Source organism: Candidatus Uabimicrobium helgolandensis (genome assembly GCF_041508025.1).
GTDB lineage: Bacteria > Planctomycetota > Uabimicrobiia > Uabimicrobiales > Uabimicrobiaceae > Uabimicrobium > Uabimicrobium helgolandensis.
This window is the reverse complement of the sequence record NZ_CP165719.1, coordinates 6,891,159-6,916,819: the sequence shown is the minus strand read 5'-3', so window position 1 is coordinate 6,916,819 and position 25,661 is coordinate 6,891,159. Positions and strand designations below refer to the sequence as shown.

Annotated in this window: 24 protein-coding genes; 13 read left to right on the top strand and 11 right to left on the bottom strand. The window is 35.4% G+C overall.

Annotated features, from left to right (window positions below):
* Positions 1-172 precede the first annotated feature (172 nt).
* Positions 173-889 carry a TIGR02206 family membrane protein gene (locus tag UABHE_RS25730; protein ID WP_372366179.1) on the bottom strand — a complete coding sequence of 239 codons (717 nt, stop codon included), beginning with the start codon at positions 887-889 and terminating at the stop codon, positions 173-175.
* Positions 890-913: 24 nt separating this feature from the next.
* Between UABHE_RS25730 and UABHE_RS25725 the strand changes: the two genes are divergently transcribed.
* From UABHE_RS25725 to UABHE_RS25710, 4 genes are all read left to right on the top strand, one after another.
* Positions 914-3,289, top strand: coding sequence for a hypothetical protein (locus UABHE_RS25725; RefSeq protein WP_372366178.1), 2,376 nt, complete (start codon positions 914-916; stop codon positions 3,287-3,289).
* Positions 3,290-3,527: 238 nt separating this feature from the next.
* On the top strand, positions 3,528-3,665 hold the full coding sequence (locus UABHE_RS25720) for a hypothetical protein (RefSeq protein ID WP_372366177.1): 138 nt from the start codon (positions 3,528-3,530) through the stop codon (positions 3,663-3,665).
* Between the two features lie 9 nt (positions 3,666-3,674).
* Positions 3,675-4,277, top strand: a complete 603-nt coding sequence (nadD, locus tag UABHE_RS25715) for a nicotinate-nucleotide adenylyltransferase (protein ID WP_372366176.1) — start codon at positions 3,675-3,677, stop codon at positions 4,275-4,277.
* Between the two features lie 192 nt (positions 4,278-4,469).
* Entirely contained in the window at positions 4,470-4,817 is a 348-nt protein-coding gene (locus UABHE_RS25710) for a phosphomannose isomerase type II C-terminal cupin domain (protein ID WP_372366175.1), read from the top strand.
* 74 nt (positions 4,818-4,891) lie between these two features.
* Here the strand turns inward: UABHE_RS25710 and UABHE_RS25705 are convergent, their stop codons facing one another.
* From UABHE_RS25705 to UABHE_RS25695, 3 genes are all read right to left on the bottom strand, one after another.
* Positions 4,892-5,362 carry a putative molybdenum carrier protein gene (locus tag UABHE_RS25705; protein ID WP_372366174.1) on the bottom strand — a complete coding sequence of 157 codons (471 nt, stop codon included), beginning with the start codon at positions 5,360-5,362 and terminating at the stop codon, positions 4,892-4,894.
* 313 nt (positions 5,363-5,675) lie between these two features.
* Positions 5,676-6,011 carry a hypothetical protein gene (locus tag UABHE_RS25700; RefSeq protein ID WP_372366173.1) on the bottom strand — a complete coding sequence of 112 codons (336 nt, stop codon included), beginning with the start codon at positions 6,009-6,011 and terminating at the stop codon, positions 5,676-5,678.
* Between the two features lie 65 nt (positions 6,012-6,076).
* Positions 6,077-6,832, bottom strand: a complete 756-nt coding sequence (locus UABHE_RS25695; protein WP_372366172.1) for an NAD-dependent deacetylase — start codon at positions 6,830-6,832, stop codon at positions 6,077-6,079.
* 61 nt (positions 6,833-6,893) lie between these two features.
* Between UABHE_RS25695 and UABHE_RS25690 the strand changes: the two genes are divergently transcribed.
* The 5 genes from UABHE_RS25690 to UABHE_RS25670 all read left to right on the top strand — a co-directional run bounded on the left by UABHE_RS25690 (position 6,894) and on the right by UABHE_RS25670 (position 14,347).
* On the top strand, positions 6,894-7,730 hold the full coding sequence (locus tag UABHE_RS25690; protein ID WP_372366171.1) for an alpha/beta hydrolase: 837 nt from the start codon (positions 6,894-6,896) through the stop codon (positions 7,728-7,730).
* Between the two features lie 64 nt (positions 7,731-7,794).
* Positions 7,795-8,460, top strand: a complete 666-nt coding sequence (locus tag UABHE_RS25685) for a response regulator transcription factor (RefSeq protein ID WP_372366170.1) — start codon at positions 7,795-7,797, stop codon at positions 8,458-8,460.
* Positions 8,441-9,805 carry a sensor histidine kinase gene (locus tag UABHE_RS25680; RefSeq protein ID WP_372366169.1) on the top strand — a complete coding sequence of 455 codons (1,365 nt, stop codon included), beginning with the start codon at positions 8,441-8,443 and terminating at the stop codon, positions 9,803-9,805. Before UABHE_RS25685 ends, UABHE_RS25680 begins: the two co-directional genes overlap by 20 nt.
* A gap of 73 nt (positions 9,806-9,878) precedes the next feature.
* Complete coding sequence (locus UABHE_RS25675; protein WP_372366168.1) at positions 9,879-11,237, top strand: efflux RND transporter periplasmic adaptor subunit; 1,359 nt, start codon at positions 9,879-9,881, stop codon at positions 11,235-11,237.
* Positions 11,237-14,347, top strand: coding sequence for an efflux RND transporter permease subunit (locus UABHE_RS25670; RefSeq protein ID WP_372366167.1), 3,111 nt, complete (start codon positions 11,237-11,239; stop codon positions 14,345-14,347). The genes UABHE_RS25675 and UABHE_RS25670 overlap by 1 nt, the downstream gene beginning before the upstream one ends.
* A gap of 54 nt (positions 14,348-14,401) precedes the next feature.
* Here the strand turns inward: UABHE_RS25670 and UABHE_RS25665 are convergent, their stop codons facing one another.
* The 6 genes from UABHE_RS25665 to UABHE_RS25640 form a co-directional block, all read right to left on the bottom strand.
* Positions 14,402-15,400, bottom strand: coding sequence for a hypothetical protein (locus UABHE_RS25665; RefSeq protein ID WP_372366166.1), 999 nt, complete (start codon positions 15,398-15,400; stop codon positions 14,402-14,404).
* A gap of 213 nt (positions 15,401-15,613) precedes the next feature.
* Positions 15,614-16,612: an ABC transporter ATP-binding protein gene (locus UABHE_RS25660; RefSeq protein ID WP_372366165.1), complete on the bottom strand. Its 999-nt coding sequence runs from the start codon at positions 16,610-16,612 to the stop codon at positions 15,614-15,616.
* A 9-nt stretch (positions 16,613-16,621) separates the two neighbouring features.
* The gene (locus UABHE_RS25655) at positions 16,622-17,602 is read right to left on the bottom strand and encodes an ABC transporter ATP-binding protein (protein ID WP_372366164.1); all 981 of its coding nucleotides are present in this window, start codon (positions 17,600-17,602) and stop codon (positions 16,622-16,624) included.
* Positions 17,603-17,619: 17 nt separating this feature from the next.
* The gene (locus UABHE_RS25650; RefSeq protein ID WP_372366163.1) at positions 17,620-18,537 is read right to left on the bottom strand and encodes an ABC transporter permease; all 918 of its coding nucleotides are present in this window, start codon (positions 18,535-18,537) and stop codon (positions 17,620-17,622) included.
* On the bottom strand, positions 18,534-19,505 hold the full coding sequence (locus UABHE_RS25645; RefSeq protein WP_372366162.1) for an ABC transporter permease: 972 nt from the start codon (positions 19,503-19,505) through the stop codon (positions 18,534-18,536). Before UABHE_RS25645 ends, UABHE_RS25650 begins: the two co-directional genes overlap by 4 nt.
* Before the next feature lie 15 nt (positions 19,506-19,520).
* Entirely contained in the window at positions 19,521-21,458 is a 1,938-nt protein-coding gene (locus UABHE_RS25640; RefSeq protein ID WP_372366161.1) for an ABC transporter substrate-binding protein, read from the bottom strand.
* A gap of 186 nt (positions 21,459-21,644) precedes the next feature.
* Between UABHE_RS25640 and UABHE_RS25635 the strand changes: the two genes are divergently transcribed.
* On the top strand, positions 21,645-22,586 hold the full coding sequence (locus UABHE_RS25635) for a threo-3-hydroxy-L-aspartate ammonia-lyase (RefSeq protein WP_372366160.1): 942 nt from the start codon (positions 21,645-21,647) through the stop codon (positions 22,584-22,586).
* A 40-nt stretch (positions 22,587-22,626) separates the two neighbouring features.
* Positions 22,627-23,268, top strand: a complete 642-nt coding sequence (locus UABHE_RS25630) for a leucine-rich repeat domain-containing protein (RefSeq protein ID WP_372366159.1) — start codon at positions 22,627-22,629, stop codon at positions 23,266-23,268.
* Here UABHE_RS25630 and UABHE_RS25625 read toward each other — a convergent pair.
* Positions 23,263-23,523, bottom strand: coding sequence for a CHAT domain-containing protein (locus tag UABHE_RS25625; RefSeq protein WP_372366158.1), 261 nt, complete (start codon positions 23,521-23,523; stop codon positions 23,263-23,265). The two genes, UABHE_RS25630 and UABHE_RS25625, sit on opposite strands and share 6 nt — an antisense overlap.
* A gap of 7 nt (positions 23,524-23,530) precedes the next feature.
* Here UABHE_RS25625 and UABHE_RS25620 point away from each other — a divergent pair, with 7 nt between their 5' ends.
* A complete protein-coding gene (locus tag UABHE_RS25620; RefSeq protein ID WP_372366157.1) occupies positions 23,531-23,737 on the top strand; it encodes an FHA domain-containing protein in 207 nt (68 codons plus the stop codon).
* Between the two features lie 155 nt (positions 23,738-23,892).
* Entirely contained in the window at positions 23,893-25,659 is a 1,767-nt protein-coding gene (gene dnaG / locus UABHE_RS25615) for a DNA primase (RefSeq protein WP_372366156.1), read from the top strand.
* Positions 25,660-25,661 lie beyond the last annotated feature (2 nt).

Here is a 25,661-nt window from a genome sequence, read left to right as displayed (position 1 = left end):
ACTTTGTGTGAATTTTGATTAAGAAACTATCTGAATCAAAACTCAATATGTGTTTATTATAAAGAATATAAAAATTTACACAATAGCACAAGATGCCAAAATTTATACAGATTGCGCCAATTAAAATTTTCGCAAGTGGTAAATGTTTTGAGAGATATGTTTACTATGAGTATTATGAATTTAGGTTAGTTTTGCGTGTTGCGGTGAAAAAAAATGGAATGTAAATAACAAAAAATAAAGTTATCATCATAATTTCCATACCTAGTATATGCCAAGGCCATGGACCTAAAAAACTCGTTCCTCTTGCATTTTCACATAAAAATAGGTAATTACTCTCAAGATAGAAGTTGATTACGCCTACGAGCGCTATATAAATATTCATTGTAATAACTATTGGTATTATAGATGATAATTGTGGGCGGTTTTTTTCAACGACCGTCATATAGAGTGTTGCAAGTATTATCCCGCCATGAAAAATAAAAAAATGCCAAAATCGAAAATGCGGAAAACCATATATTGTATTGGGAATAAATAATGCTGGGCCAGCCCCGCATATGCCTAAAAAGAATAAAAAATTGTAGAAAAAAGTATTGTTTCTCGCAAGAGAAAAAATAGCCATATATAATGTTACTGAACATAAATGAAGTGGCAATCCATACTTTAATTTCCAATAACCAAAATACCATTCATTAATATGCCAAGAAATTTCTATTAACAGCATTATTATTACAAGGGTGTAACGAAAGATAGTTTGGTATTTTTTAGGTAGTTTATCCAACAAAAAAAGAAATGCGCATAGTAGAAAGAAAACACCAAGCACTACCAAATGTGCAGTTGTATAAGGAATAAATTTGATTTGTGTATAACCAGAACTAAATAACTCTTCCATATGTGTCTCCTTTGGATAGTAATTATGCGAATATCATCTGTTGTAACTTCGTTACTAAAGCAATCAAAGCACAATGAATTTCTACTCGCTATTTTACAATGGGAAATTTTTCATGGTAATAATGCTGTTTGGGAAATGATAGTAAATCTATTTTTGTATCATGTACATAATCAAACAGTTTATCAGAAAATAGCGATGCATTACCTTCATCAAATATCGCGCAATAATCGTATTAATGTTTCCCACTTGCAGCAGCAAAAAAATAAAATATATCATACATTGTTACAACAAACAACAGAAGTCACTGAGAACAACATACAAACGTATATTGCTCAGTATATAGAAAAAAAACCTTGTAACTACTTGTACAGAGCGAGGTATTTTCCTCAACGTATTTCACCATACTTATTGGTTGTTTCTACGATAGAGAGCATTTGTAAATGTTTTGAGGTCAACGAACAACAGCTCCTGGAATGTGTGTACAAAGGGATTTTAAATGTAGATTATCGTTGCGAAAAAGTTATATTTGATTACGATGAAATTGTTGATTTTTTATTTCCAAGGGAGCATATTCAGGAATTTGTAAAAATACCAGAGGTGCATTTATCTCAAGTTTTGTCACTCGTGGCAAATGGAGAAATAATAGCTTTTTACTGTAATAACGAACTACATATATATAAGGCCGATCTAGAAAAATACATTCCAGGAGATTTGGATGAGAGAGATTTTCCTGGTCTGGCACGAACAACAACATCTTTTATTAACGAAATACCTATTCGCAATTTGCAAAAAATGCTAGGATTGAAACAACGAGTTCATGAGGAAATACTTGATCTAAAGAAACCAAAGAAGCGAAAAAAAACAACGCCACTTCGTTTATCTAAAAGTAAAAGAACTTTTTCTGTGACTATAGATAAGGAAGTGCTTTTTAAAACTGAGGGGCGCATTTTAAAGAAAATAAAAGAGTTTTTGAGCCCTGATTTAATAGAAATCTATTATGGATCCCACCCCGAAGAAGAGAAAGATGAAAAAGCTACTAGGGGCCGATTACAACATGACAAAAAACAAGAAAAAGTATTTGAAGTAGAGCAAGATTTAAGAGAAGAACCTGAAGTCATTTCTTCTACTGCTGGAAAGCACAGCAAAGTTTTTCAGCGTTATTCTGGAGAAGCTACGGAATCAACTGATTTGGTTGACAGAGAATTAGCCTCTAACGCGCTCTCAGAGAGTCTTAATTTAAGAATATTGCCAAAAATTTTTAACATACTCATTGCGCCTATAAAAATTCCTATTATTCTCGCTTATTCTGTGACAAAATTTTTGTTTCTTGGAGTAGTCAATGTTTTCAAAATGTTGTTTTTGTATGTTAAACGTCAATACAGTATTGCTGGAATAGATATTCCAATATTTGAGGCAATGTTAAGCGAAGAGGCCGGACGTCCTGGAATTGTTGAAAGAACTATTGCTCAGTCGGAATCTTTTATTAAATCGCTACAAGCGATTGTCGGATTACGTGTTCTCGTTGTTATACATCTTGTTGATCGTTTACTTGATTTTATTGCTGGTTACGTTAATAATATTTATCGTACTTGGAAAATTAGCAAGAGCATAAAAAAACGTATACAAAGGAGAGATTCTAAAAAGCAAATAGAGGGAATAAATAGTGAATTGCAAATTGCGCGTTACCAAATGTCGAGATTATTTTGCCTACCACATTTTTGCCCTTATACTAAAAACAAATATGTTGATGAAGTTATTGCCTTGGAGCTGGTTTTAGAGATTCGCTATCGTTTAGATGAAATGAAGCGAGATTTGTCTATTCTTACAACATCTCAAATGGAAGAAACCGCTAAAAAATCATTGTGGGATTTCGCGAAAAGTTTTGTTCCAAACCCTATAGAGTTAATAACACCGTGGAAAGACTTTATTATTTTTGCGTTTTTTATGCGTTATTCGCGGCGAGATTTATACGTAATGTATGCTGAAGTATTAGTTAGTTATAGATTTATTATTAAAAATTTGAATGTTGAAGAAAATCTGGTTATAGAACATTACGAACAATTAATGATTGATCAAGTTCCCAAGACATATGAGCAACATGATATTGAAACTCACATAGAAGAATGCAAACTTCAATTGCAACGAATAATTCAAATGTTAACAAATCCTCAAAAAATAGTAGATGTACACTACCTTGACTTAGCAGATTTGTGGTTAGAGTGTAAAACAAACAAAAATAACCATCTTTCAACGCGTTTTTATTTAGAATGGGAGAAAAGGCTTAACCACTACATTGAAAAACATGTGAAGAGTATTCGTAATCCGTGGTTAAAAAACGAAAAGAGTTTTTTTTATAGAAGATATCTTTTACAAAAAAAACTAGCGAACAAATTTATTTAGGATGCGTTTAGAAGCACTAAATATTTTTTTTTAGACAAAATGCAAAAATAACCATAGAATAATAGTATGCAACTAAATGTTTTAAGTGATCCGCCAAAAGTGTTTATCACTTAGTGCTCTTTTATCTTTTAACGTTGTTACTTCTATAGTTATACGTTAAAAAATAAACCTCGCATTTTGTTGGTAACTATTTTTGTGAATCGCTAATATAATCATCCACTATTACGGAGGTTAATTCATGGTAAAGGCCAAAAAACGTTTCCACAAAAATTTTTCTTTAGATCATATACAAAGTCGCAGCATTCTTTCTTTAATTGAGAAACTCGAAGCAATAAATGAAATTCTTGATTCAAAAGAAAAACAAAGCAATTCGTAGGAGTTTACTTTGGCTATAGGTGTACTTGGGGGAACTTTTAACCCAATCCATGTAGGGCATTTAATCTTAGCGCAAGAAATAAGGATAAAAATGAATTTATCGAAAATAATTTTTATTCCATCAAAAATACCGCCATTGAAGAATATATCTATTTCACCACAACATAGATATAATATGGTTCAAATTGCCATAGCTAATAACCCTTTTTTCGAAATATCAGATATAGAGCTAAAGTCAGATCATATTTCCCATACATATAAAACAATGCAAAAACTCAAAATGCAGACAAACGAAGCGATTACATTTATTATTGGTGCTGATAACATTCTTTCTCTTCCCGAATGGTATCGCTGGCAAGATTTATTAACTGAGTGCGAAATTGTTGTTGCTAGCCGCCCTGATTATCCCTTTTCAAATCTACAAAAGCTCAAAACGAAAATACCTCAAGAAACATATCAAAAGTTATACCGCAATTTAATTGAAATACCTCTTGTGTTCATCTCCTCTACTACAATACGTCAAAAATGCCACCAAAAAAATCCTATTCGCTATTTTGTGCCAGAGTCGGTTAGAGAATACATAACCAAGTATAAGTTGTACCAAGATGCTTAAAATTCGAAGTTTGGTTTTTATAGTGATTGCTTGTATCGTGATATATCAAATAGTTCCTAAAACTCAAAAGAGAAAATTAAAAGAAAAACTTCACTATTTTATGCACTCTTTAGTATTAGCTCTTATTTTATATTGGATTTTCTTCTTAATTACACCGTTTATATACCGAAATTTTTTTAGCTAGAAAGTCAAATGTCAATGGAAACAGATACTCGCCCTTGGGGATACTATACAGTTCTAAACGATGAAAAAGATCATAAAGTAAAAAAGATCGTTGTCTCTCCGCAAGGACGCCTTAGCCTACAAAGACATCAAAAAAGATCTGAACATTGGTACGTAATTCAAGGAGAAGCGATTATTACTCTCAACGAAAACAAAATTACTAAATTACCAGGAGAGTACGTTGATATTCCTTGTGGAACTATCCATCGTGTTGAAAATCGCGGTGACAAAGACCTAGTATTTATTGAAATACAAACAGGTAGTTATTTTGGTGAAGACGATATAGAAAGACTCGAAGACGATTATGGAAGAAAGTAGTCTGTGAATTACTGTGGTTATAACGACCGTAATTTGCTTTTTGTCACGCAATATTTTTTATATAGTAAAAAATATTACCTGTTTTTTTGGTTGATATGTTCTATAACCTCGCAAAGCATGTTTTTTACGTAATTCTTAATACCAGGAAACTTACTTTCGCGTGATCCTGCTATATTTAAAATACTATCAAAGTGACACAATAACGTAACCAAAAGTTGAAAATTTTCTTCTTTAACTCCAAAAATATCTATGTGATAATAATTTTTACTGTGTTTTTTGGCAAAGCGAATTGTTTGTAAGGAACCACCACTCGCTTTGCCAGGAGTAAAAATTAGTGTTAGGTCTGAGTCGATAACATTTTGTTCCGTGCGCACTTTGTAATTGCTGCTAACTGTTTCTTTTAGTTTATAGCAATATGGAATTGATCCATCTTCTGAACGTCGATTTTTTGGACACCATCCCCCATGTTCAATATTTAATTTTATCGCGGCATCTAAACCTCCGCGATCAGCCCCTGTTTGTCCTCCTGAAATTATCTTTTTCACAATGAGCTATACCGATCTAAATAATTAACCGTTGAATTAAACCTATAAAATTTTTAACATTGAATGTTACTTAACTAAAATAATCTTAAACTAAAAATGCAACATTCTTGTTTGATGTAGTAACCGACAACTGTTCTTATTTTACTTATTAGTTTTTATTTTGCAACAAAAATTAGTATAAAAGCCGTATGTTTTAACGAAGAATACTTTTATAAGTTATCAGTGGTTTTAGCTGTTTTCGTCTATCGCCTTTTTTTATAGTTAACTTTGATCACAAAAAACTTGATATTTATAATGTTTCTATTGAGTTTGTTTATTCTTTGCGATTTGTCTTATACTTTTCGTAAGCTTCTAGCTTTCTTCGATATAAATGGCCAAGATCATATAGTAATGTATATGTTCCTGTATCAAAACCCATTCCTCCATTCAAATACCAATATAATTCTTTCTTTCCCCAACTAGTATAATTGAGATCTTTCGTTCCTAAAGGAGTGGGGTCAAACGTCTCTAGCTCTATTTTTTCCCAGTTGGCACGATTGAGATTTTTCATTTCTGCAGGAGTTACTTCTACAAGAGTTATTACTCTAGGAGTTAATATTACCGCATATTTGGATTTAAAAACAAATATAACATAGAATATTTTTCTCATTGCAATATTCCAAAAATGACGATTACAAAGTAGTTTGTAATTGATCAGTGCTTTTAGCATTCTAATTATTGTTTCAAATACATTGACCAGATAGTTTCTAAAGATTGGCTAGCTCCAGATACAAGGTGAATATTGGCTAAGTCGGAAATCTCAGTTGTTTCAGGATTTATTTCAATAACAAAGGAGCCGTGCTTGTATAATTGAAAAACGGGAGAGACGATATAAGGAAAACGTCCTGATGTTCCAATTATGATAACCATATCAAAACCTTTTAACATTTCTTTAGATAATGCAGTCATTTTTGTTGGGCAAAGCATTTCGCCAAAAAGAACGACGTTTGGTCGCATGATTTTTCCGCATTTAGTACATAGAGGAGGAATTTTAAGTTGAGTTATGTTGTTAAGAGAATCTCTTTGGTCGCAGTTCATACAACAAAGAACACGTGTATTGCCATGAACATCTATTACATTTGTAGATCCTGCAAGAGAATGAAAACCATCCACATTTTGTGTATATACACAAATTTCAAAATTTTTCTCCATCTCTGCAATAATTTCGTGGCCGCGATTTGGAGAGGCGTCTTTAAAAAAAGAACTATTTGAAGCTAAGCATTTCCATACAAGCTCTGGATTTGTACGCATTACATGACCAGACATTATTTCTTCTATTGTCATACCTTCGATAAGTTCATTGTTATTATATAATCCTCCTATACCGCGATATGTTGGTATTCCTGAATCAACTGACATTCCTGCCCCTGTTACAAATAATAGACGACGACTTTGCTTTAGTTTGTTGACAATGTCTGCAATATCATTCATTATAAAGTACCTACTTTCTGTTCATAAACTACAATTGGCCACTGGTTATGAGGAGTATAAAATGAAGCAGCGTATTTTTTCTATGTGCATTGTATGTAGTTTTTTATTTTTTGCGTGTAAAAATTCAAGTACAGCGCTAGTTGCGTCAAATGGTAAAGAATATGTGTTTGGAGCACAACAAGACTTTGATTCTTTTATGCACAATAATATCAAATCTAAAAAGAAATTACTTTTGTATGTTAATGGCAAAGGACCGGAACCTTTACGTAGCCAGATATCTGTTATTCCGTACATTGAAAAGCATTATGATGTTGAGGTTTGTATGTTTCGCTGGCCTTCTTTTGGTTGGATTGTGGGATACCCTATTAAAAATGCAAAAAATTCAAGTGATGAACTACAGCTTTGCTTGCAGAAGATGAAAGGATATCTCGCTCAAAATAAGAAATCGTGTTCTCTATTTGTTCATAGTATGGGAAATATTGTACTACAGAATTTCTTAAAAAACTATGAAAATACACTACCGGACGTACTATTTGACAATGTTATTCTCAACGCTGCTGATATTCATTTTGAAAATCATGAACAGCTGCTAAAAAAGATAAACTTTGCACAAAGAATATATATTCCCTATAGTCGTTGTGATCGTGTTTTGCGCTTATCGCAAATATTTAAGAATAAAGGTAGATTGCGTTTAGGACAAGCAGGGTATACTGATAATTCTCCCGCAATTTATGTTGATTTTTCGGAAGTAACTGGAATTTATCATGAATATTTTAGAGGCCCTTCTCCTTATAAAAAATTAGCAATTCGCCATTTTTTTTATGAAGTTTTTCACGGCGAGGAAGCAGCAACACACCATTTTAAAGTGCTTGCTGAAAATCACTATCGTTTGTTTTGAACAGTTGTTCCAGGGAACAAATAAATTTACTACTCAGTAGAGTATTTCTAAGTTATGGAAAATTATGCGCATTTTGTTAATTGAAGATGAAAAAGGCGTTGTACGCTTTATTTCTAAAGGACTTATTGAAGAAGGTTTTACGATTGATTCTTGTGAATCTGCGGAACTTGCTTTAGAACAAATAAAATATTGTGAATATGATCTCATTATACTTGATGTATCCTTACCTAAAATGAATGGTTTTGATTTTTTAGCTTTATTTCGCAAATCTAATAAAAAGACTCCTGTACTTATTCTTACAGCTAAGGATACTATTAGCGATAAAAGGTTGGGGTTTAAAAATGAATGTGATGACTATCTTACCAAACCATTTCATTTTGAAGAGTTGCTCTTTCGTATTCGCGCACTTCTCCGTCGAAACTCACATAGCTCTTCGGTGCTTTCTGTTGGAAAGATCCGTTTACAGGTTGAGGCGTTTAAGGTTTTTATCGAAGACGAATATATTTCACTAACTAAAAAAGAATTTGCATTACTACGTTATTTTTTAGCCAATGAAGACCGAGTGCTTTCGCGAACGCAAATACTCAATCATGTGTGGCAACAATCTCACGATATTGGTAGTAATGTCGTTGATGTGACAGTTAGGTCTTTACGTAAAAAAATTCATCGCGAAGGAATTCCGCAAATCTCAACTGTTTATGGAGTGGGTTATGTTCTCCAAAACGAATAGGACTATTCGCTTTAAGTTTACTTTTGTATTTGCCTCTTTTGTTACGCTAACATTGTGTTTGTTTTCGACAATTCTATACACGTTGCATACGCACCAAATCCAACAAAATATACAAAAATCATTGATGTTTACTATCAACCAAAGCGTTCGTAATTTTTTTGATTCGCATGGAAAATTTCACTTACATCACCAAGGAGAATCTAATAAAATTACTCAGTTTATCGCAATACAAATTCACAGTGAAGGGCGATTGCTCTACGCTTCTCATAATATTGAGTTACAAAATAAAGAATGTCTTATTGGTAAATATGTGTACACAAAAGATAATAAATTTCTCACCTTTGCGCGTTTATTTAGAAGCTTGGAAGGTACTTTTATTATCCGAGCATTTTATTTGCAAGAAGTGGAGAATGACAAACTAAATAAGTTAACATTTACTCTTATTTCATTGGTTATTCTTTGTACACTGTGTTCTGTTATTGGTGCATGGTACATTTCTTATAAACTACTCGCACCTTTTCGCGAAATAGCAAAAAATGCTTCGCGTATTAGTGTCGAGAATCTTAGTGAACGACTTAGTTATCCTGTAGAGAATGATGAAGTTGGCCAATTGTCGATAACTCTTAATAGTTTGTTTTCGCGCTTACAGAACTCATTTACAACATTAAAGAAATTTACAAGTAATGCATCTCACGAATTAAAAACGCCACTGACAATTATGCGCGGTGATATCGAAGTATTACTTCGCCGAGAGCGTTCTCCTGTTGAGTATGAACAAACTTTATCGTGCACGCTCAATGAAATTGAACGAATGAATAGTTTAATACAGGGATTATTACTACTTGCTCAAGCGGAAGGCGAAAAGAAAATTGCTATATCGCAAAGTATAGAATTAGCAGAAATAATCGAAAATACCAAAAGGCAACTTCAAAAAGTACATGACGATTCTCAGATTACTATAATAGAAAATATTGACAATTATATTTATGTAACAGGAGACCCTCTATGGATTCAGCAAATTGTTCAAAATCTTTTGAATAATGCTTTTCAAAACACACCGTTGGGCAAATCTATTACTATCTTATTATCTAAAAATGCTAATTATGCTGTACTTACGATAAAAAATACTGGTAAAGAAATTGCAAAAGAGGATATTCCCTTTGTTTTTGATCGTTTCTATCGTATATCATCCTCTAGTACGACAAATAAAGGTTTTGGTTTAGGGCTGGCGATATGTAAAGCGCTGGCAGAAAAACATCATGGATTTATAAAAGTAAAAAGCGTTAACAACGAAACGATATTTAGTCTTTATTTACCACTGGAAAAAGGTAATTCTCGACACTAGTATAGTGGATAGTGAACGCGCTTTATTCCTAATGCTGTAGTTGAAAAAATTATTTAACATAACGAGGCTCACTATGAAAAACAGCAATTCTCGGGCACGTCTTATTACCAGATACACAGTACATTTACTTACTGTTGTTATTATTATATATGTAGGATATTTGATAACTCAGTTTCTTATGAAAACAAAGCCAAAAGTGCGAAAAAGAACGTCGCAGCGAGAAGCTTTTGTTAAAACGATTGTCGTGACTACTAAAAGCTATACGACGAATATTGCTACTATGGGTACAATAACACCATCGCAGAGAATTGATGTTTTTCCTCAAATAAGTGGTAAGTTATTGAGCGTTTCGCCATCTTTGGTTCCTGGAGGATTTCTAAAAAAAGGAAGTGCGATAGCCAAAATTAATCCGATTAACGAGAAGCGGAATGTTGCCGAAGCAGAGGCTTCATTGGCTATAGCAGATGCGCAACTTAAACGAGCGCAGCAAGATTATCAAGTTGCCGAGCAGCGTCTTGTTGTAGAACAAAAAAAAGCAAAAGCGAATCTCAAATCAGCAACGAAACAATACGAAAATGCTTTACAACAATCGCAGCGTCAAGAGCAACTTTTACAAAGGAAACTAACTAGTGAAGAAGTATATGAGGTTGCTAAAACGACGACTATTCAAAAAAATTCTGAGTTAGAAAATGCACGTTTGCGCCTCAGTGAATTACAAACGGAACGCGAAGCGTTGAAATTAAAAAAGCAAGATATTGTGCTTGCAAAACAGCAGGTTAGTTTACAGTTGATACTGTTAGAAAAAGCACAACAGAATTTAAAATATACAAATATTACTACTCCGTTTGATGCTTTTGTTATAGAAAAACGCGTAGGGCTAGGATCTACAGTTACAGAAGGCACTAATATCGCAACGATTGTTGCTGTGGATTATTATTGGGTGGAAGCGACAATTCCTGTACGCCAGTTGTCATGGATTACTTTGCCTAGAAGTGGTAATAAGGGAAGTGTCGTAAAGGTAACGGACCGTTCCTGGGCCAAAAATATTTTTCGCGAAGGCAGCGTAGAGCGCTTGTTACCACAGTTAGAACCAGAAGGTAAGATGGCGAAACTACTTATTCGCATCAAGGATCCTTTACTACGTTCACAAACAAGTTCAGAGAAACCTATTTTGCTACTGGGTTCTTTTGTTCGTTTAGAAATAAAAGGAAGAACGCTCAATAATGTGATACAAATTTCTCGTCAATATCTTCAGGATGGAAGATTTTTGTGGGTACTTGTAGATAATCAATTGCAAAAACGTTTGATTAATATTGTGTGGCGCGAAAAAGATTATGTTTTCGTAGATAGCGGAATTGCAAGTGGAGAAAAAATGATCGTATCGCAAATTCCTGGGGCAGTAGTTGGCATGGTAGTGAAAGAGATTCAATAATGAAAAATGATAAACCTACTGGTTCAATAACATGGATGGCTAAGAATTCTGTCGCTGCAAATTTAGTTATGTTGATATGCTTGATCGGTGGTTTTTTTGCCCTAAGTTATATCAAACAAGAGGTTTTTCCTGAAATAGATTTGGACGTAGTTCGAGCGTCTGTTGCTTATCCCGGAGCAAGCCCTGAAGAAGTTGAAAAAGGTATTGTTAAGCCGATTGAGGAGGCCATTCGGAATTTAGAAGGTGTGAAAGAAATACAAGGAGAAGCGCGCGAAGGCTCAGGCACTGTTAGTGTTGAACTCGTTGAAGGTGAGGATTTACAAAAACTCGCTAACCAAATTCGCGATGAAGTAGAACGTATTCGAACATTTCCTGAGGATGCTGAAGAACCGCGTGTACAAATTGTCTCGCGCAAACGCCAAGTGTTAGACCTTGTTATTTATGGAGATGTTGATCGCCGCGCATTACATTATTATTCTGAAGTTGTACGTGACGATTTACTACGCAATGCAAATATAACGCAAATAGAAGTATCTGGTTTACCTGCAATGGAAATTGGCATTCAAGTTTCCCAGGAGACATTGCGCTACTATAACCTTACCATTGATGAGATAGCGCGTCGCGTGCGCAGTTCTTCATTAGAGTTACCATTTGGTGCGATTAAAGCTGCAAATGGTGAAATTTTATTGCGGATGACTGAGCGCCGCGATTATGGAAGGCAATTTGCTCAAATTCCAATTATTACTAACACCGATGGTAGTGAAATTACTCTCGAAGAAATCGCAACTATTAATGATGGCTTTGAAGAAAGCGATTATATCGCGACATTTGATGGCAAGCCTGCTGTAATGCTTGAAATTTTTCGTATTGGTCGGCAAACTCCAGTTGAAGTTTCTGCTGCAGTAAACAATAGCCTTGAAAAATTGTATGGTGTGCTTCCTAAAAATTTAAATGTCTCTATTCTACGTGATCGCTCTATTATATTTGAGCAGCGTGTGGACTTATTACTTCGTAATGCTGCGATAGGTTTATTACTTGTACTTGTATCTTTAGGTTTATTTTTAGAAATTCGTCTGGCATTTTGGGTTATGATGGGAATACCTATTTCGTTTTTGGGCTCAATGCTTATTCTTCCCTTTACAGGTCTTTCTTTTAATATGGTTTCTTTGTTTGCCTATATTGTTGCTTTGGGGATAGTTGTCGATGATGCTATTGTCATTGGTGAAAATATCTACCAGTATCGCGAAAAAGGAATGTCGCATTTAGATGCTTCTATAGCGGGCGCAAAAGATATGGCAGCCCCTATTACTTTTAGCATTTTGACAAATATAGTTACTTTCATGCCTTTGTATTTTATGCCCGGTCGAATGGGAAAGTTTTTTTGGCAAATTCCAGTGGTGGTTATCACTGTTTTTACCATTTCTCTTTTGGAATCTTTATATGTGTTACCAGCGCATTTAGGACACCAAAAAAGTAATGAGTCAACTGGGTTTTTAGTTCGATTTCAACGTATCTTTAGCTCTAGTTTAATGTGGGGAGTTCATAATATTTATAGCCCTATTATTCGCTGGTTACTTCCTTTGCGTTATATTGCTTTGGCAGTGTCGCTGACTATTTTGATGATTATAGGTGCATGGACGATGAGTGGTCGCATGGGGTTTCAGTCTTTTCCTCGTATTGAGTCCGACTACTCCAATGTGAATGTGATTATGCCTTTTGGTACTCCGATTAGTAAAACTTTTTCAATTAGTGAACAAATTGTGGATGCTGCTATTGCTAGCCGTGACGAAATTGAACAAAAATTTGTCAAAGGTATTTTTGCTGAAGTAGGAAAAGATGGTAGTCACAATTTACGTGTTCGCACTTATCTAGTGGATGCAAATAGTCGTAAAAAAGTTGGTATATCAACAACCGAGTTTACCAATAGGTGGCGTGATAAAAGTGGTAAAATTACAGGAGCTGAGTATGCTAGGTTCGCCGCTGACTCTGGAGGGCCAAGTAGTGGAGCAGCGCTTACGATTGAGTTGTCATATAGTGATTCTGAGGTTCTAAAAAAGGCGAGTAAAGAGCTTGCAACTGCAATTAGCGAACTCCAATATACTGCTGATGTTGATGATGGACATCAAAAAGGAAAAGAGCAATTGGATTTTATTGTGTTACCTGAGGGAAAAGCTTTGGGCTTGACTTCAACGCAAATAGCAAGGCAGCTGCGTAATTCCTATTTAGGAGCTGAAGTTACTCGTCAATTACGAGGGCGAAATGAGGTAAAAATTAAAGTGTTGTTAGCGGAAGAAGAGCGTATTAGCGAACACAATTTAGAACAAATGATCGTTCGAACCTCACAAGGTCGCGAAGTCATGCTCTATGAAATTGCTATGTGGCAACGTGGTTATGCTTACACTGCAATTAACCGCCGCGATGGACGCAGAGTCGTTCAGGTGACAGCAAATGTCGAACCACGAGGAAAAACTCTCGAAGTTTTGAATAAAATAGAGGCGGAAATTCTACCGCGATTAAAAAAAATGTATCCAGGCTTAATATCTAGTTTTCAAGGACGCCAAGCAGATCATCGTGAATCGTTATCAGGGCTTACTAATACTTTTATTTTAGCGCTCTTTGTTGTGTATGCTCTTATGGCGATACCGTTTCGCAGTTATGTACAACCTCTCATTATAATGTTTGCGATACCATTTGGTTTTGTTGGTGCAATACTCGGTCACCTCATTATGGGTTATACGCTTTGTATACCAAGCATTCTAGGGATTATTGCTCTTTCTGGAGTTGTCGTTAACGATTCATTAGTGTTAGTGGATTGTGTAAATCGTTTGCGTGAACGCGAACAAGATGGTTCTATCACTGACACGCTGGTCAGTGGTGCATGTCAACGTTTTCGGCCAATTTTGTTTACAACAATTACCACTTTTTGTGGTTTGATGCCGATGATATTTGAAACTTCTCGTCAAGCAAAGTTTCTTATTCCAATGGCCATTTCTTTAGGTTTTGGTATTGTCTTTGCAACATTAATAACTCTTATTCTCGTACCGTGTTTGTATCTTGTTGTTGAAGATATGCGTGCACTTTATCGAAAGTGCTCGCAGTATTTGGAATAGAGCTAGTCATTATAGGATTGAAAAACTATTGGAATATTTAAATAGAACACGTAGCTATTTTACTTGTTGCTTTTTTAAAAGTTCGTGAATTTTTTTTTCAATTGCATTGAAAGACGTAAGAGTTATTTTTTTTTCGACACGACTATTGTCCCAATTTACAATCATATTTGCAGCAGTACCTAGTTTTTGGTTTTTGGATATTGTAGTGAGAAGTTTATAAATGATGCGTGGTGTCATATCTAGTTGGTATTGTGTTCGATTACCTTTTGTGTCCAAAATGTATAGGTAACCTGTCGTGGATGAAAGATAGATTTCTTTTCTGGTTTTTGGGGTATCTGTTTCATATAAAATTTCAATTTGTAGATTGTCTACTACTTTACTAGGAAAAGAATACAACTGCTTTTGTTTTTCAATATAAGAATATAAGCTAGGGATAGTGATATTTTTTTCTAAACGATTTTCACCCCAAGTAACTACAGTTTTAATGGTTGCGTAGTTTTCACTGTCTTGTAACCACATGAATTTTTTTTGGCGTAATATACGAATAAAACTTTGTAAATCTTCTTGGGAAATATCAAAGCGGTGTAATTCTTTTCGCTCTTTATCGATAAGAGACATATGCCCTTCTCCGATTAATAATCGTATATATTTTCCGTATTCAGAAAAGAGATCATTGTGTTGTTCTATTTCTATTACTAGATCGCGAGGAGCTGTTAGTGGTAGGCGAAACGGCAGCGCCATTTTTTTATCGACAAAGTTTTCTACTATGTATACAAATGAGCTAAGATTCCAAATTGAGTTTAATCTTTTATCTGTTTTTTTTCCGCTTTGTATAATAAAAAGAGTTTCTTTCTCTATGTTACCTGTATTTTTTATTTGGGCATTTTTTAGTTTTGAATACAGAGACTGCATATCTTTTTTGGTAGTTGTGAAAAAGTATTTTTTATCTAAGGTTTGAATAAAACTTTGTTTTAGAGAGATGAATATTTCTTGGTATTCTACTGCGAGTTTTGTTTGTCCTTTATGAGTAACAGAAAAAAAAGTGTTAGGCAAAATCTGGTATTCATTTGTTGAATGGTGCCGTAAACAACTTGTTAAGAGACAAAAACATATGAATATTGAGATTTTGTACATATTGTCTTTCTAAGAATTGATCGTATGTTTTGTATTTTAATGGGGATGTGTTTCTATATCAAAAGTATTTAATAGAGTTTGTAAACTCTATTAAATACCTTTGGGCAGAGCCCAACGAATTTGTTTGGTAATTTATTTTTGTTGGCTCGCTTGTTCCTCTTCTGAAAATAGATGACAACGTACAATGTGTTCATTTTCTGTACCAGTATCAATTACAGGTGGAACTACTGCTTTACAGATTTCTTTTGCGTGAATACAGCGTGGGTGAAAAGGGCATCCGCTAGGAGGATTGATTGGAGATGGAACATCTCCCTCTAGTACGATGCGATCTATATTGCGATTTGGATTGGGTTCAGGAATAGCTGAAAGTAGCGCTTGTGTATAAGGGTGTTTTGGTGATTTATACAAATCTTCGGCCTTGGCTTTTTCAACCATTCGTCCAAGATACATAACAGCCACTTCATCACAAATGTGTTGGACTACAGCTAAGTCGTGAGCAATAAACAAAAATGAAATACCAAACTCTTGTTGTAGTTTACGTATTAAGTTTAATACTTGCGATTGTACAGATACATCAAGTGCAGAAACCGGTTCGTCTGCTACGATAAACTTAGGGTTCATTGTTAGTGCTCTTGCTATACCAATACGTTGACGCTGTCCACCTGAAAACTCATGTGGATAGCGGTGCATGTATTGACGTCTTAGCCCAACGAGATCCATGAGGCTTACTACTTTATCGTATCTCTCTTGTGGTGTTCCTATCTTATGTATTTCTAGTGGTTCTACGATGATTTGAAATACTGTTAATCGCGGGTTTAGAGAAGCAAATGGATCTTGGAAAATAATTTGCAATTGACGGCGCATTGCCACCATTTCTTCAGGAGAGTATTTGGTGATATCTTTTCCTTCAAATATTATCTCACCCTCTGTTGGTTCGTGCAAACGCAGAACAGCTCTTCCTAAAGTAGATTTTCCGCAACCTGATTCACCTACTACTCCTAAGGTTTTACCTTTTTGTAAAGTAAAACTCACATCATCAACAGCTTTTACATTTCCCACTACTGTGCGAAAAAAGCCACCTTTGATAGGGAAGTATTTTTTTATATTTTTAACTTCGAGTAAATTATCCATGGCGATCCTCTATTTGTAGGGGTGGTAACAAGCGACGCCGGCCTGCGTTTCTTCGTTTATTGATAGCTCTGGTGGTTTAACTTTGCATTCTTCTGTTGCGCGTTCACAACGATCTGCAAAACGACATCCAGATGGTAAATTGCCCAAGTCGGGAACCGTTCCCTCTATTGTGGGTAGAAACTCAACTTTTTCGTCTAAAACACGAGGAATTGATGCGAGTAAACCTTTGGTGTAAGGGTGTTGTGGACTATTAAAGATTTGGTCCACTGTTCCTACTTCAGCAATATGCCCGCAGTACATAACAATAACACGTTGACAGAATTCTGCTACAACTCCGAGGTCGTGAGTAACTAAAATTACTGCCATGTTTTGTTTCTTTTGCATTTCGCCCATCAAGTCCATCACTTGTGCTTGAATGGTTACATCTAATGCAGTAGTCGGTTCATCGGCGAGGAGCAAATGTGGGTTGCATGAAAGAGCCATTGCAATCATCACTCGTTGTCTCATACCACCTGACATTTGATGTGGATAATTATGTACGCGTTCGGCAGGAGCAGGTATTCCTACATCCTCTAACATTTGGATTGCCATTTTTAAAGCTTCTTTTTTATTAACTTTCTTATGGCGCATAATAACTTCCATCATTTGGTTTCCCACTGTGAAAACAGGGTTGAGCGCTGTCATCGGCTCTTGGAAAATCATGGAAATATCATGGCCACGCATTACGCGTAGTTCTTCTTCTGATAAACCGACGAGTTCTCGGCCTTTGTAATTAATACTTGATCCTGTACCAATACGTCCAGGAGGAGAAGGAATTAAGCCTAATATAGAAAGAGAGGTAATGGACTTTCCACAACCGGATTCTCCTACTAAGCCAACGGTTTCTCCTTCAAAAATATCAAAACTAATACGATCTACGGCTCTTATTAGTCCATTTTCCGTATTGAATTCAATCACTAAGTCTTTGACACTAAGAAGTGGAGTAGTCATTTTTTCTTTCTACTTTTCTATGAAACTTTTTTCGGATCTAAAGCATCTTGCAGGGCATCAGCAAAAATATTGAACGCCATCACAAGAACAAATAAGAAAACAGAAGCGGCAAAAAAGTTATTGTAAACTCCAGCAGGTACCTGCTGAGTTGATTCAGCAATCATTTTTCCCCAACTTACTGTATTTTTTACACCTAGGCCAAGATAACTCAAGATAACTTCTGATTTAATCGCGCTAACAAAAGCAATGGTTGCTTGTACTAATAAAATATGAAAAGTGTTTGGAAGTATATGCTTGAAAATAATCTTAGAACCAGGAACTCCGATCGCATGCGCAGCTTCTACAAATTCGAGATGTTTTAGCTTGATAACTTCACCGCGCACTAAACGAGCGGTGGCTGTCCAAAAAGTTGCGATCATTGCGATATGCATTGCAAAGTACTCAAAGCCTTTAATTCCCCAACTGGCATTTAAATACACTGCAAATGTATTGACGGCGAAACCAACGGCAGCCACAAAGAGATAGAAGGGAATACAGTCAATACAACCTATGATCCACAAAAAGAATTCGTCGATCCATGTACCACTAAAGTAACCAGAGATACAACCAACAACAGCTCCTAGTATTGTTGCAGCAAGGGCAACTACTAAACCTACTTCGAATGCTGTTTTGGTGCTAAAAATAGTTCTTTGGTATACATCTTGTCCTAGTGCATTTGTACCAAACAAGAATTCTACAGATGGTCCTTCTTCTTTGTGGGTAGGATTTAGTTCGCTCCACTCGGTGGCCCACAATCCCAAAGCCACGCCAAGGGCAATAATACCGTATAAACATACGATACTAAAAGAGAGTACGCCCATTTTATCGCGAAAAAATTTGCGAAAAGCTTTGCTCCAGAGGGTCTCTCGTTTAATGTTTTCTTGTGTATTTGTCATTTTAATGAAATCCGTGGGTCAACAACTTGATAAAGAATATCGGTTAGTGTTAAGAAAACTAAATAAAGAATCGCTGTACAAACAACAGCTGCTTTAGTAACTGGTTGGTCGCCGTTAACTATAGCATCGTAAACGACAGATCCTACTCCAGGTATCCCAAAATACGATTCAATGATAATGCTTCCACCTATAATTACAAAAGGAAGTGAAAGTATGATCCGCGTAAGTATAGGAATAAGACTGTTCTTTAAAACATGTTTGAACAGAAGTCGTACAGGGCCGCAGCCAAAAGCTTTTGCTGTTCTTACGTGATCTCTTGTCAATTCTTCGACAAAAACCGCACGATAAAAGCGAGTGTTATAACCTACGCTTACAAAAATAGTACATAGGGTCGGTACGGTAACGTATTCCATATAATCGAGAATATTAAATTCTTGGAGATTCATTCCTACTTCCCAGCCTGTTGACGGGAACCAGTTGAGTCCACTACTGGAACAAAAGAGTAATTGAAAAACAATTACTACAATGAGAAAACTAATACTCATCCCCACTACCGCACCAGCCATAATTCCTTTATCTAAACGCCGCCCCCTATGATAGGCGGCCCATAACCCAAAGACAATACTTATGAGATTTCCAAAGACAAAGCCTGGCAAGGCAACGAGAATTGAAACAGGTATAGTACTCGAAAACATTTCCGTTACTTTACGGTTGGTTGAATTTGATTCACCAAAATCGAAGGTAACAACAGATTGGAGGAAGTTACCGTAGCGCACAATAAAAGGCTTGTTCTGTCCGAGTTTTTCACGTTCGCGTTCTAAGTCTTCTATGGTCGCATTTTTTCCTAATTTTTCATAGGCCATATCTGGTCCGAAGTAGACCATTAGAGTAAAACTAAGTAAGGTGACCCCCAAAATCAGGGGGACACTATACAATAGCTTACGTAGAGTATATCGTAAGGTATCCATTAAACTCTATTTTCCTTATTTATCGTTGTTCTTTGAAGGGTTTTCGGCTTTATTTTCGCCATTTGTTTTTTTACTTTCTTTTTTTGGTGTGTCTTTCTTATTGTTCTTTTTGTTTTTACTTTTTGTTTTGGTTTTCTTTTTGTTGATTTTCTTTTCTTCGATAACATCTATGTATTTGAATACGTTACTCAGTATTTCACGAGTAGGATATTGAATTGTCTTTTTACTCCATAGTTTTAAACGTGTACGAGAAAAACCGAACATTCCAACACACTCTTCTAAAAGAATTTCTGTCATTTGTTTGTATAACTTCGTTCTTTCTTCACAATCAGGCATTGGTTTAGCTTTGTCGAAAAGTTCGTTGTATTTAGGGTGATTTAAGTTAGATGCGTTTGAACCAGGAGATGCATTCTCGCCATAGAAAAGTTGCATTACATTTTCAGCATCAGGATAATCTAGTCCCCAACCATAAGCGTTGATTATGTTTTTTCTGGTTTTCATTGATTTATTCAAGTCACCGAAAGAAGAAAACTCTTGTGGTTGAACTTTGTCTTTTGGAAAACCTATTTCTACAAGCCAGCCGCGCACTTGTTCAAAAAATTGCGTAGATGTTGCTGAGGCAGCGTATGGATAAGTGAATATCGGTAAGTTGGAAGCAGTCCAACCAGCTTCTTTTAGAAGTTTCTTGGCACCTTCTACATCGCGAGTAATAGAATCATTAGGAAATTCGGTATAACCGGAAACTCCTGGAGGGATAATACCTACAAAAGGTTCGCCTATACCAGCGTAAAATGTATCAATACGATCTTGCCAATCGAAAGCTTTGCGAATAGCTAAACGCAGAGCTTTGTTCATTTCATTGCGTTTAGGGTCATCACTATATCCAAAAGTAGGGTCGTCCATATTAAATACTGAAAATACAAACCCAGCTTCGCGTTCGTAAGCAAAATGGAATTTTTTAGCTAATTCAGGAGTAATTGTTGGAGGTTTTTTGTTTATGATCGCATTTTTAATTTGGTCTTTTGGGATGACTCCAAAGTGAATTTCATTTCCTTTATTCAAGGAATTCCAACGTTGCACGTCTTGTTTCATGAAACTGATAACGACATTGTCAACGATAGGAAGCGTTTTGCCATGAAGAGCCTTGATTCCTGTAAAACCGTGCTTTTCTTCATCATAACCTTCATAGTAGATGTCAAAAACTTCTTTGCGGTAGTTCGGGTTTTTAATTAAAACAACCTTCGTGTTATTAAAAGATTTGAGCATAAATGGACCAGAACCTACCAAGTTTGTAGTAAGTTGTTTTCCATATTTATCTACTGACTCATAAGGCACAACAGATGCAAAACCCATCGCAAGAGTATAAAGAATTTGTGGGTATGGTTTGGTTAATGTCATTTGTATGGTGTACTTGTCTGTAGCTTTTAAACCTTCGATTACTTTGCTGTAGTCTGTAGTTCCTGCTTTTTCTGCTTCATTTCCCCAAGCATCAAGACCTACTATTCTATCACGCCACAGCCATGATCCTTGTGAGCTGTTTTTTGGATCAAAATGACGTTTAAGAGAATAAACGAAATCTTCAGCAATTACTTCGCGCCCTTCGCCCTTTGGATTGTCCTTTGTTTTAAAACAAGCATTGTCAATATACTTAACACCTTGTTTAATTTTGATTGTATAGACTAAGCCATCTTCGCTAATTTGTGGCATTTTTTCTGCCAAATTAGGCTTAAGTTCATAAGGACCGCGCTTCAAGTATTTGTATTCGTACAAAGTATCATATACAGCAGTTGTAATTCTGTTTGCATATGTTGTAGCACTTTCAATAGGATCTAGTTTTGTAGGAGCACCATCCTCTGAGTGCCAATATGTTTTACCTTGAGTAGATTTTCTTTCTCCACAGGAAACTGTGAGAAATATACTCAGTACAATACCAACAAAAGTGATTAACCTCATGAATTACCTTTCTAAATATATCTTGATTCGTTATGATGAATTGCAACCGTTTTAGTTGAAGTGAAGGCATTTGTACTAGTAAAAACAAAGTACTTTTACTTCAATTAATTATTTACATAGTTATCTATTTTGGCAAATTTTATTAATTATTACAACTATCATATCAAAAAACTTTTCGAGGTACAAATGAGCGTTTGTTACGATAATATAAAGGACGCAACTTGCGTTTTGCAAAATATAGTTCACCACACACCTGTTTTTACTTCGCAAATAATCAATGAGCTAACCGGAAATAACGTATTCTTCAAGTGCGAAAATTTCCAAAAGATGGGGGCTTTTAAAATTCGCGGAGCTTACTACGCAATGAGTAAAATAGGTGATAATAATAGTGGCATCCTTGCGTACTCTTCAGGAAACCATGCCCAAGCGATCGCTTTATCGGGAAAACTTTTAAAAAAGAACACTACTATTATTATGCCAGAAGATGCGCCACAAGTGAAAATGAATGCGACAGCAGCATATGGAGCAGAAATCATTACTTATGATCGCGAAAAAATAACAAGAGAAGAACTTGCGCAAGACGTAGCAAAAAAACGCAAACTTGCTATTATCCCTCCCTATGATCATGTTGATATTGTTGCAGGGCAAGGTACAGTGGCAAAGGAGTTTCTTGAGGAAGTGGGAGAGCTAGATTATCTGTTAGTGCCTTGCGGCGGTGGAGGTTTACTTTCTGGTAGTGCCATTAGCACTAAACACCTTTCACCTAATTGCCAAGTTGTAGGTGTAGAGCCGGAACAAGCCGATGATGCAACGCGATCTTTTATGAGTAAGAAATTGTGCTCTGTGCACAATCCGATTACAATAGCTGACGGTGCACGCACGCCTTCCCTAGGAAAAATAACATTTCCACTCGTTTTGCGTTATGTCGATACAATGCTAACGGTATCGGAAAACTCTATTATCGATAGTATGCACTATTTGTGGGAGCGAATGAAGCTAGTGGTGGAGCCCACTGGTGCGTTGGGAATGGCAGCTCTATATGAAAAAAAACTAGCTGTAACAAACAAAAAAATTGGGGTAATTATCAGTGGCGGGAATATTACAATTGATAAAAGTTGGTTTGCTTAGTTTAAACAGTAGCAGATCTTAGTTTTCAATGGAGTAAAGCGTGAAACGCTATAAAATTAGAGGGGAAACACTTCATGAAGTAGAGCCGAATACAGAGCATTTGGGTTGCTGTTTTTATCTTGAGAAAATAGATCCTGAAAAATTAACAGGAGTGAGTTTTGACAATTGTTCGTTTCGAGGAAGTAGACTTTCTGTCGATTTATCAGAGAAGAACTTAAAAGAAATTCCCAAATGGATTTTTTCTATTTCTTCTATTGAAAATTTAAATCTACATAAAAACAAGCTCACAAGATTACCAGAAGAAATAGGACAACTTTCTTCTTTGCAAAGTTTATCTCTAGATAACAATGAGATTACGGAATTACCAAGAGAGATAGGACAACTACATTTTCTCGAACATCTTTCTTTAAACAACAACAAACTTATAAAGTTGCCAAGAGAAATAGGACAACTTTGTTCTCTTAAAACTCTATGTTTAAAGAATAACAAACTTGTAAAGTTACCAAAAGAAATAGAGCAGCTTTCTTCATTAGCAGTTTTGTATGTAAACAATAACAAACTTAAAAAGCTGCCAAAAGAAATAGGACAGCTTTATTCTCTTGAGATACTATCTCTTGAAATTAACAATATTGTAGAGCTACCAAAAGAAATAGGAACACTTTCTTCTCTTGAAGATCTATAATTTGGGCCATTTGGTTTTTTGTAGTATGCTACTATAAATTCTTGTACTAGACCAATGAACCTTCCCTGCGTATATCCTACCTAGTCGAGATTCACATGCCGATAGATTTACAAAATCAGCTTTCAGTTTTAATTTGGCGATATTTTCTAAGTGTAGAAATGTATCGTGAATTTGTTTGTCTTTAGAAATGGAGAGAATCAAAGCTGATAGTTGCGGAATTTCGGGAATTGCTTTACCGTGAACGGCAAAGTGCACTATTATTTTGCCTGAGGATGAAAAGTTAACTTTGAGTATGGGGCAACGGCATGCTTACCTTGTTGTAGAAGACAACACTCTTTGTTTACAATCGATGAATAGTAACACGTTTGTAAATGGTCAAAAAATAGAAAAAAATATGCAAGTTATTACAAACAACACAGAAGTAAAAATGGGTAACATACACTTTTCGTTTTATAATGGAAATGAATGATTGTATCTGGGTCCTCAAATACTCTGTGTTTTACAATAAAAAAAATATAAACTTTTTTTATAATAAAAAATGTTGCACAATGGTTACGTAGAAAGTATAATTAAATGTTCCACAAAATTTACCATTCCTTTAACTCTAATTTATTGGAAACATAAGTGGCTCAACACTTTAACAATGAATTCATAGAACAAGTAAGAGAAACAGCTGATATTATTCCTGTTATTTCTCATTACTTGGAGATAAGAAAAACCGGAGCAAACTACAAAGCTTGCTGTCCATTTCATAACGAAAAAACTCCATCTTTTGTCGTCAGTCCTCAAAAACAAATTTTTAAGTGTTTTGGATGTGGAAAAGCAGGTAATGTGTTTCATTTTGTTATGGAGATAGAAGGCTCTTCATTTCCTGAAGCGGTTGAATACCTCGCAAAAGAATACAATATCCCTCTTCCAGAAAAAAGTAAAGCTTTTGAACGCGAACAAAAGAAAAATGTTGGTGTTATGGAAGCTCTAAATTGGGCAAGTATTTTTTTTCAAAGGTATTTGACAAGTGAGCAAGGAAAAGAAGCAAGAGAATATTTGCTGTATCGCGGAATAACCAAGAGCACGATGGAAAAATTTGAACTTGGTTATGCTCCTAAAGGGTGGGATAATTTTTTAAAAGAAGCAAAGCAAGAAGGTTTTGAAGAGCAGGTGTTGTTAGATGCAGGTCTTATCATACAAAAAGAAAATGGTTATTATGATCGTTTTCGTAATCGTATTATATTTCCGATATGGAACAGCCGTGGAAAAGTAATTGCTTTTGGCGGGCGAGTTTTGAGCAGCGAAGATCAGCCAAAGTACTTAAATTCTCCGGAAACATCTCTTTTCCAAAAGAAAAAAACGCTGTATGCCTTTCACTTGGCAAGAGAAACTATTTCTCAGTCTAAACAAATTGTGATTATGGAAGGTTACACTGATGTACTTATGGCCCATCAAAAAGGATTTAGTGGGGCTGTTGCCACGTTAGGAACGGCTTTGACACCGGAACATGCAAGTTTTATTAAACGTTATTCGGAACGCGCGGCGTTAGTATTCGATGGCGATTCTGCTGGAATGAATGCTGCCTCTCGTTCTTTAGAACATTTTTTAAAGAAAAGTATAGAAGTAAGAATAGCTGTTCCGCCTGAAAAACTCGACCCTTTTGATTTTATGCGTGAGTATGGAATTGATGGCTTTCGCGATATGTTAAACAATGCTCAGGATTTTTTTGATTTTGAGTTGGAGCAACATAAAAAACAATATGATATAAGCACTATACAAGGTAAGCGAAGTGTTATACGCGAATTATCAAAAACGGTAATTACTATTCCTGATGAAATTACAAAAAGATTGTTTGCACAAAGAATGGTAGATGTTTTTCATGTACCTTTAGATAATATTCTACTTGAGTTAGGAATTAGAAGAAAAAAAACTTCTGTTCCTCCTATGCAAAATACACAGTCTTATGTGAATGCTTTGGCATTAGCAGAACAAAACTTTGTTATTGCGGCTGTAATGCAACATCCAAATTTAGGAGCTAAAGTATTTGAGTATTACAGTGCTAGCGATTTTCACGATCCTAAAGTTGCAAAAATAGCATCTATTGTAGCGGAATATATAGCAAAAAATCAACCTATAGAACTTGCCTCTCTTTCTGCTAAATTAGAGCCAGAAGTAGGTCAAGAACTAGTGTCTATCTATTACAGCGAAAATCTTGAAAACCTTGAAAAAACGGCAGAACGATTAAAAAGAACAATAAAAGGTCTAATACGCCAGAAAAAAAGAGCTCAAATGAATAAGCTGCGACAACAACTGCTTACTTCTGCTGAGAACGAAGAACAACAAAAACAAATACTATTGGATGCTCAAGAAGTTTGTAAAACTCGCATGCGAGATATAGAATAAAA

Bases quoted from the DNA above. Each gene is read 5' to 3' on its own strand.
- UABHE_RS25680 (WP_372366169.1), top strand. From the start codon at position 8,441: ATGTTCTCCAAAACGAATAGGACTATTCGCTTTAAGTTTACTTTTGTA.
- UABHE_RS25660 (WP_372366165.1), bottom strand. From the start codon at position 16,612: ATGGATAATTTACTCGAAGTTAAAAATATAAAAAAATACTTCCCTATC.
- UABHE_RS25730 (WP_372366179.1), bottom strand. From the start codon at position 889: ATGGAAGAGTTATTTAGTTCTGGTTATACACAAATCAAATTTATTCCT.
- UABHE_RS25670 (WP_372366167.1), top strand. From the start codon at position 11,237: ATGAAAAATGATAAACCTACTGGTTCAATAACATGGATGGCTAAGAAT.
- UABHE_RS25650 (WP_372366163.1), bottom strand. From the start codon at position 18,537: ATGACAAATACACAAGAAAACATTAAACGAGAGACCCTCTGGAGCAAA.
- UABHE_RS25695 (WP_372366172.1), bottom strand. From the start codon at position 6,832: ATGAATGATATTGCAGACATTGTCAACAAACTAAAGCAAAGTCGTCGT.
- UABHE_RS25685 (WP_372366170.1), top strand. From the start codon at position 7,795: ATGCGCATTTTGTTAATTGAAGATGAAAAAGGCGTTGTACGCTTTATT.
- UABHE_RS25710 (WP_372366175.1), top strand. From the start codon at position 4,470: ATGTCAATGGAAACAGATACTCGCCCTTGGGGATACTATACAGTTCTA.
- UABHE_RS25675 (WP_372366168.1), top strand. From the start codon at position 9,879: ATGAAAAACAGCAATTCTCGGGCACGTCTTATTACCAGATACACAGTA.
- UABHE_RS25640 (WP_372366161.1), bottom strand. From the start codon at position 21,458: ATGAGGTTAATCACTTTTGTTGGTATTGTACTGAGTATATTTCTCACA.
- UABHE_RS25645 (WP_372366162.1), bottom strand. From the start codon at position 19,505: ATGGATACCTTACGATATACTCTACGTAAGCTATTGTATAGTGTCCCC.
- UABHE_RS25700 (WP_372366173.1), bottom strand. From the start codon at position 6,011: ATGAGAAAAATATTCTATGTTATATTTGTTTTTAAATCCAAATATGCG.
- UABHE_RS25725 (WP_372366178.1), top strand. From the start codon at position 914: ATGCGAATATCATCTGTTGTAACTTCGTTACTAAAGCAATCAAAGCAC.
- UABHE_RS25635 (WP_372366160.1), top strand. From the start codon at position 21,645: ATGAGCGTTTGTTACGATAATATAAAGGACGCAACTTGCGTTTTGCAA.
- UABHE_RS25690 (WP_372366171.1), top strand. From the start codon at position 6,894: ATGAAGCAGCGTATTTTTTCTATGTGCATTGTATGTAGTTTTTTATTT.
- UABHE_RS25720 (WP_372366177.1), top strand. From the start codon at position 3,528: ATGGTAAAGGCCAAAAAACGTTTCCACAAAAATTTTTCTTTAGATCAT.
- UABHE_RS25655 (WP_372366164.1), bottom strand. From the start codon at position 17,602: ATGACTACTCCACTTCTTAGTGTCAAAGACTTAGTGATTGAATTCAAT.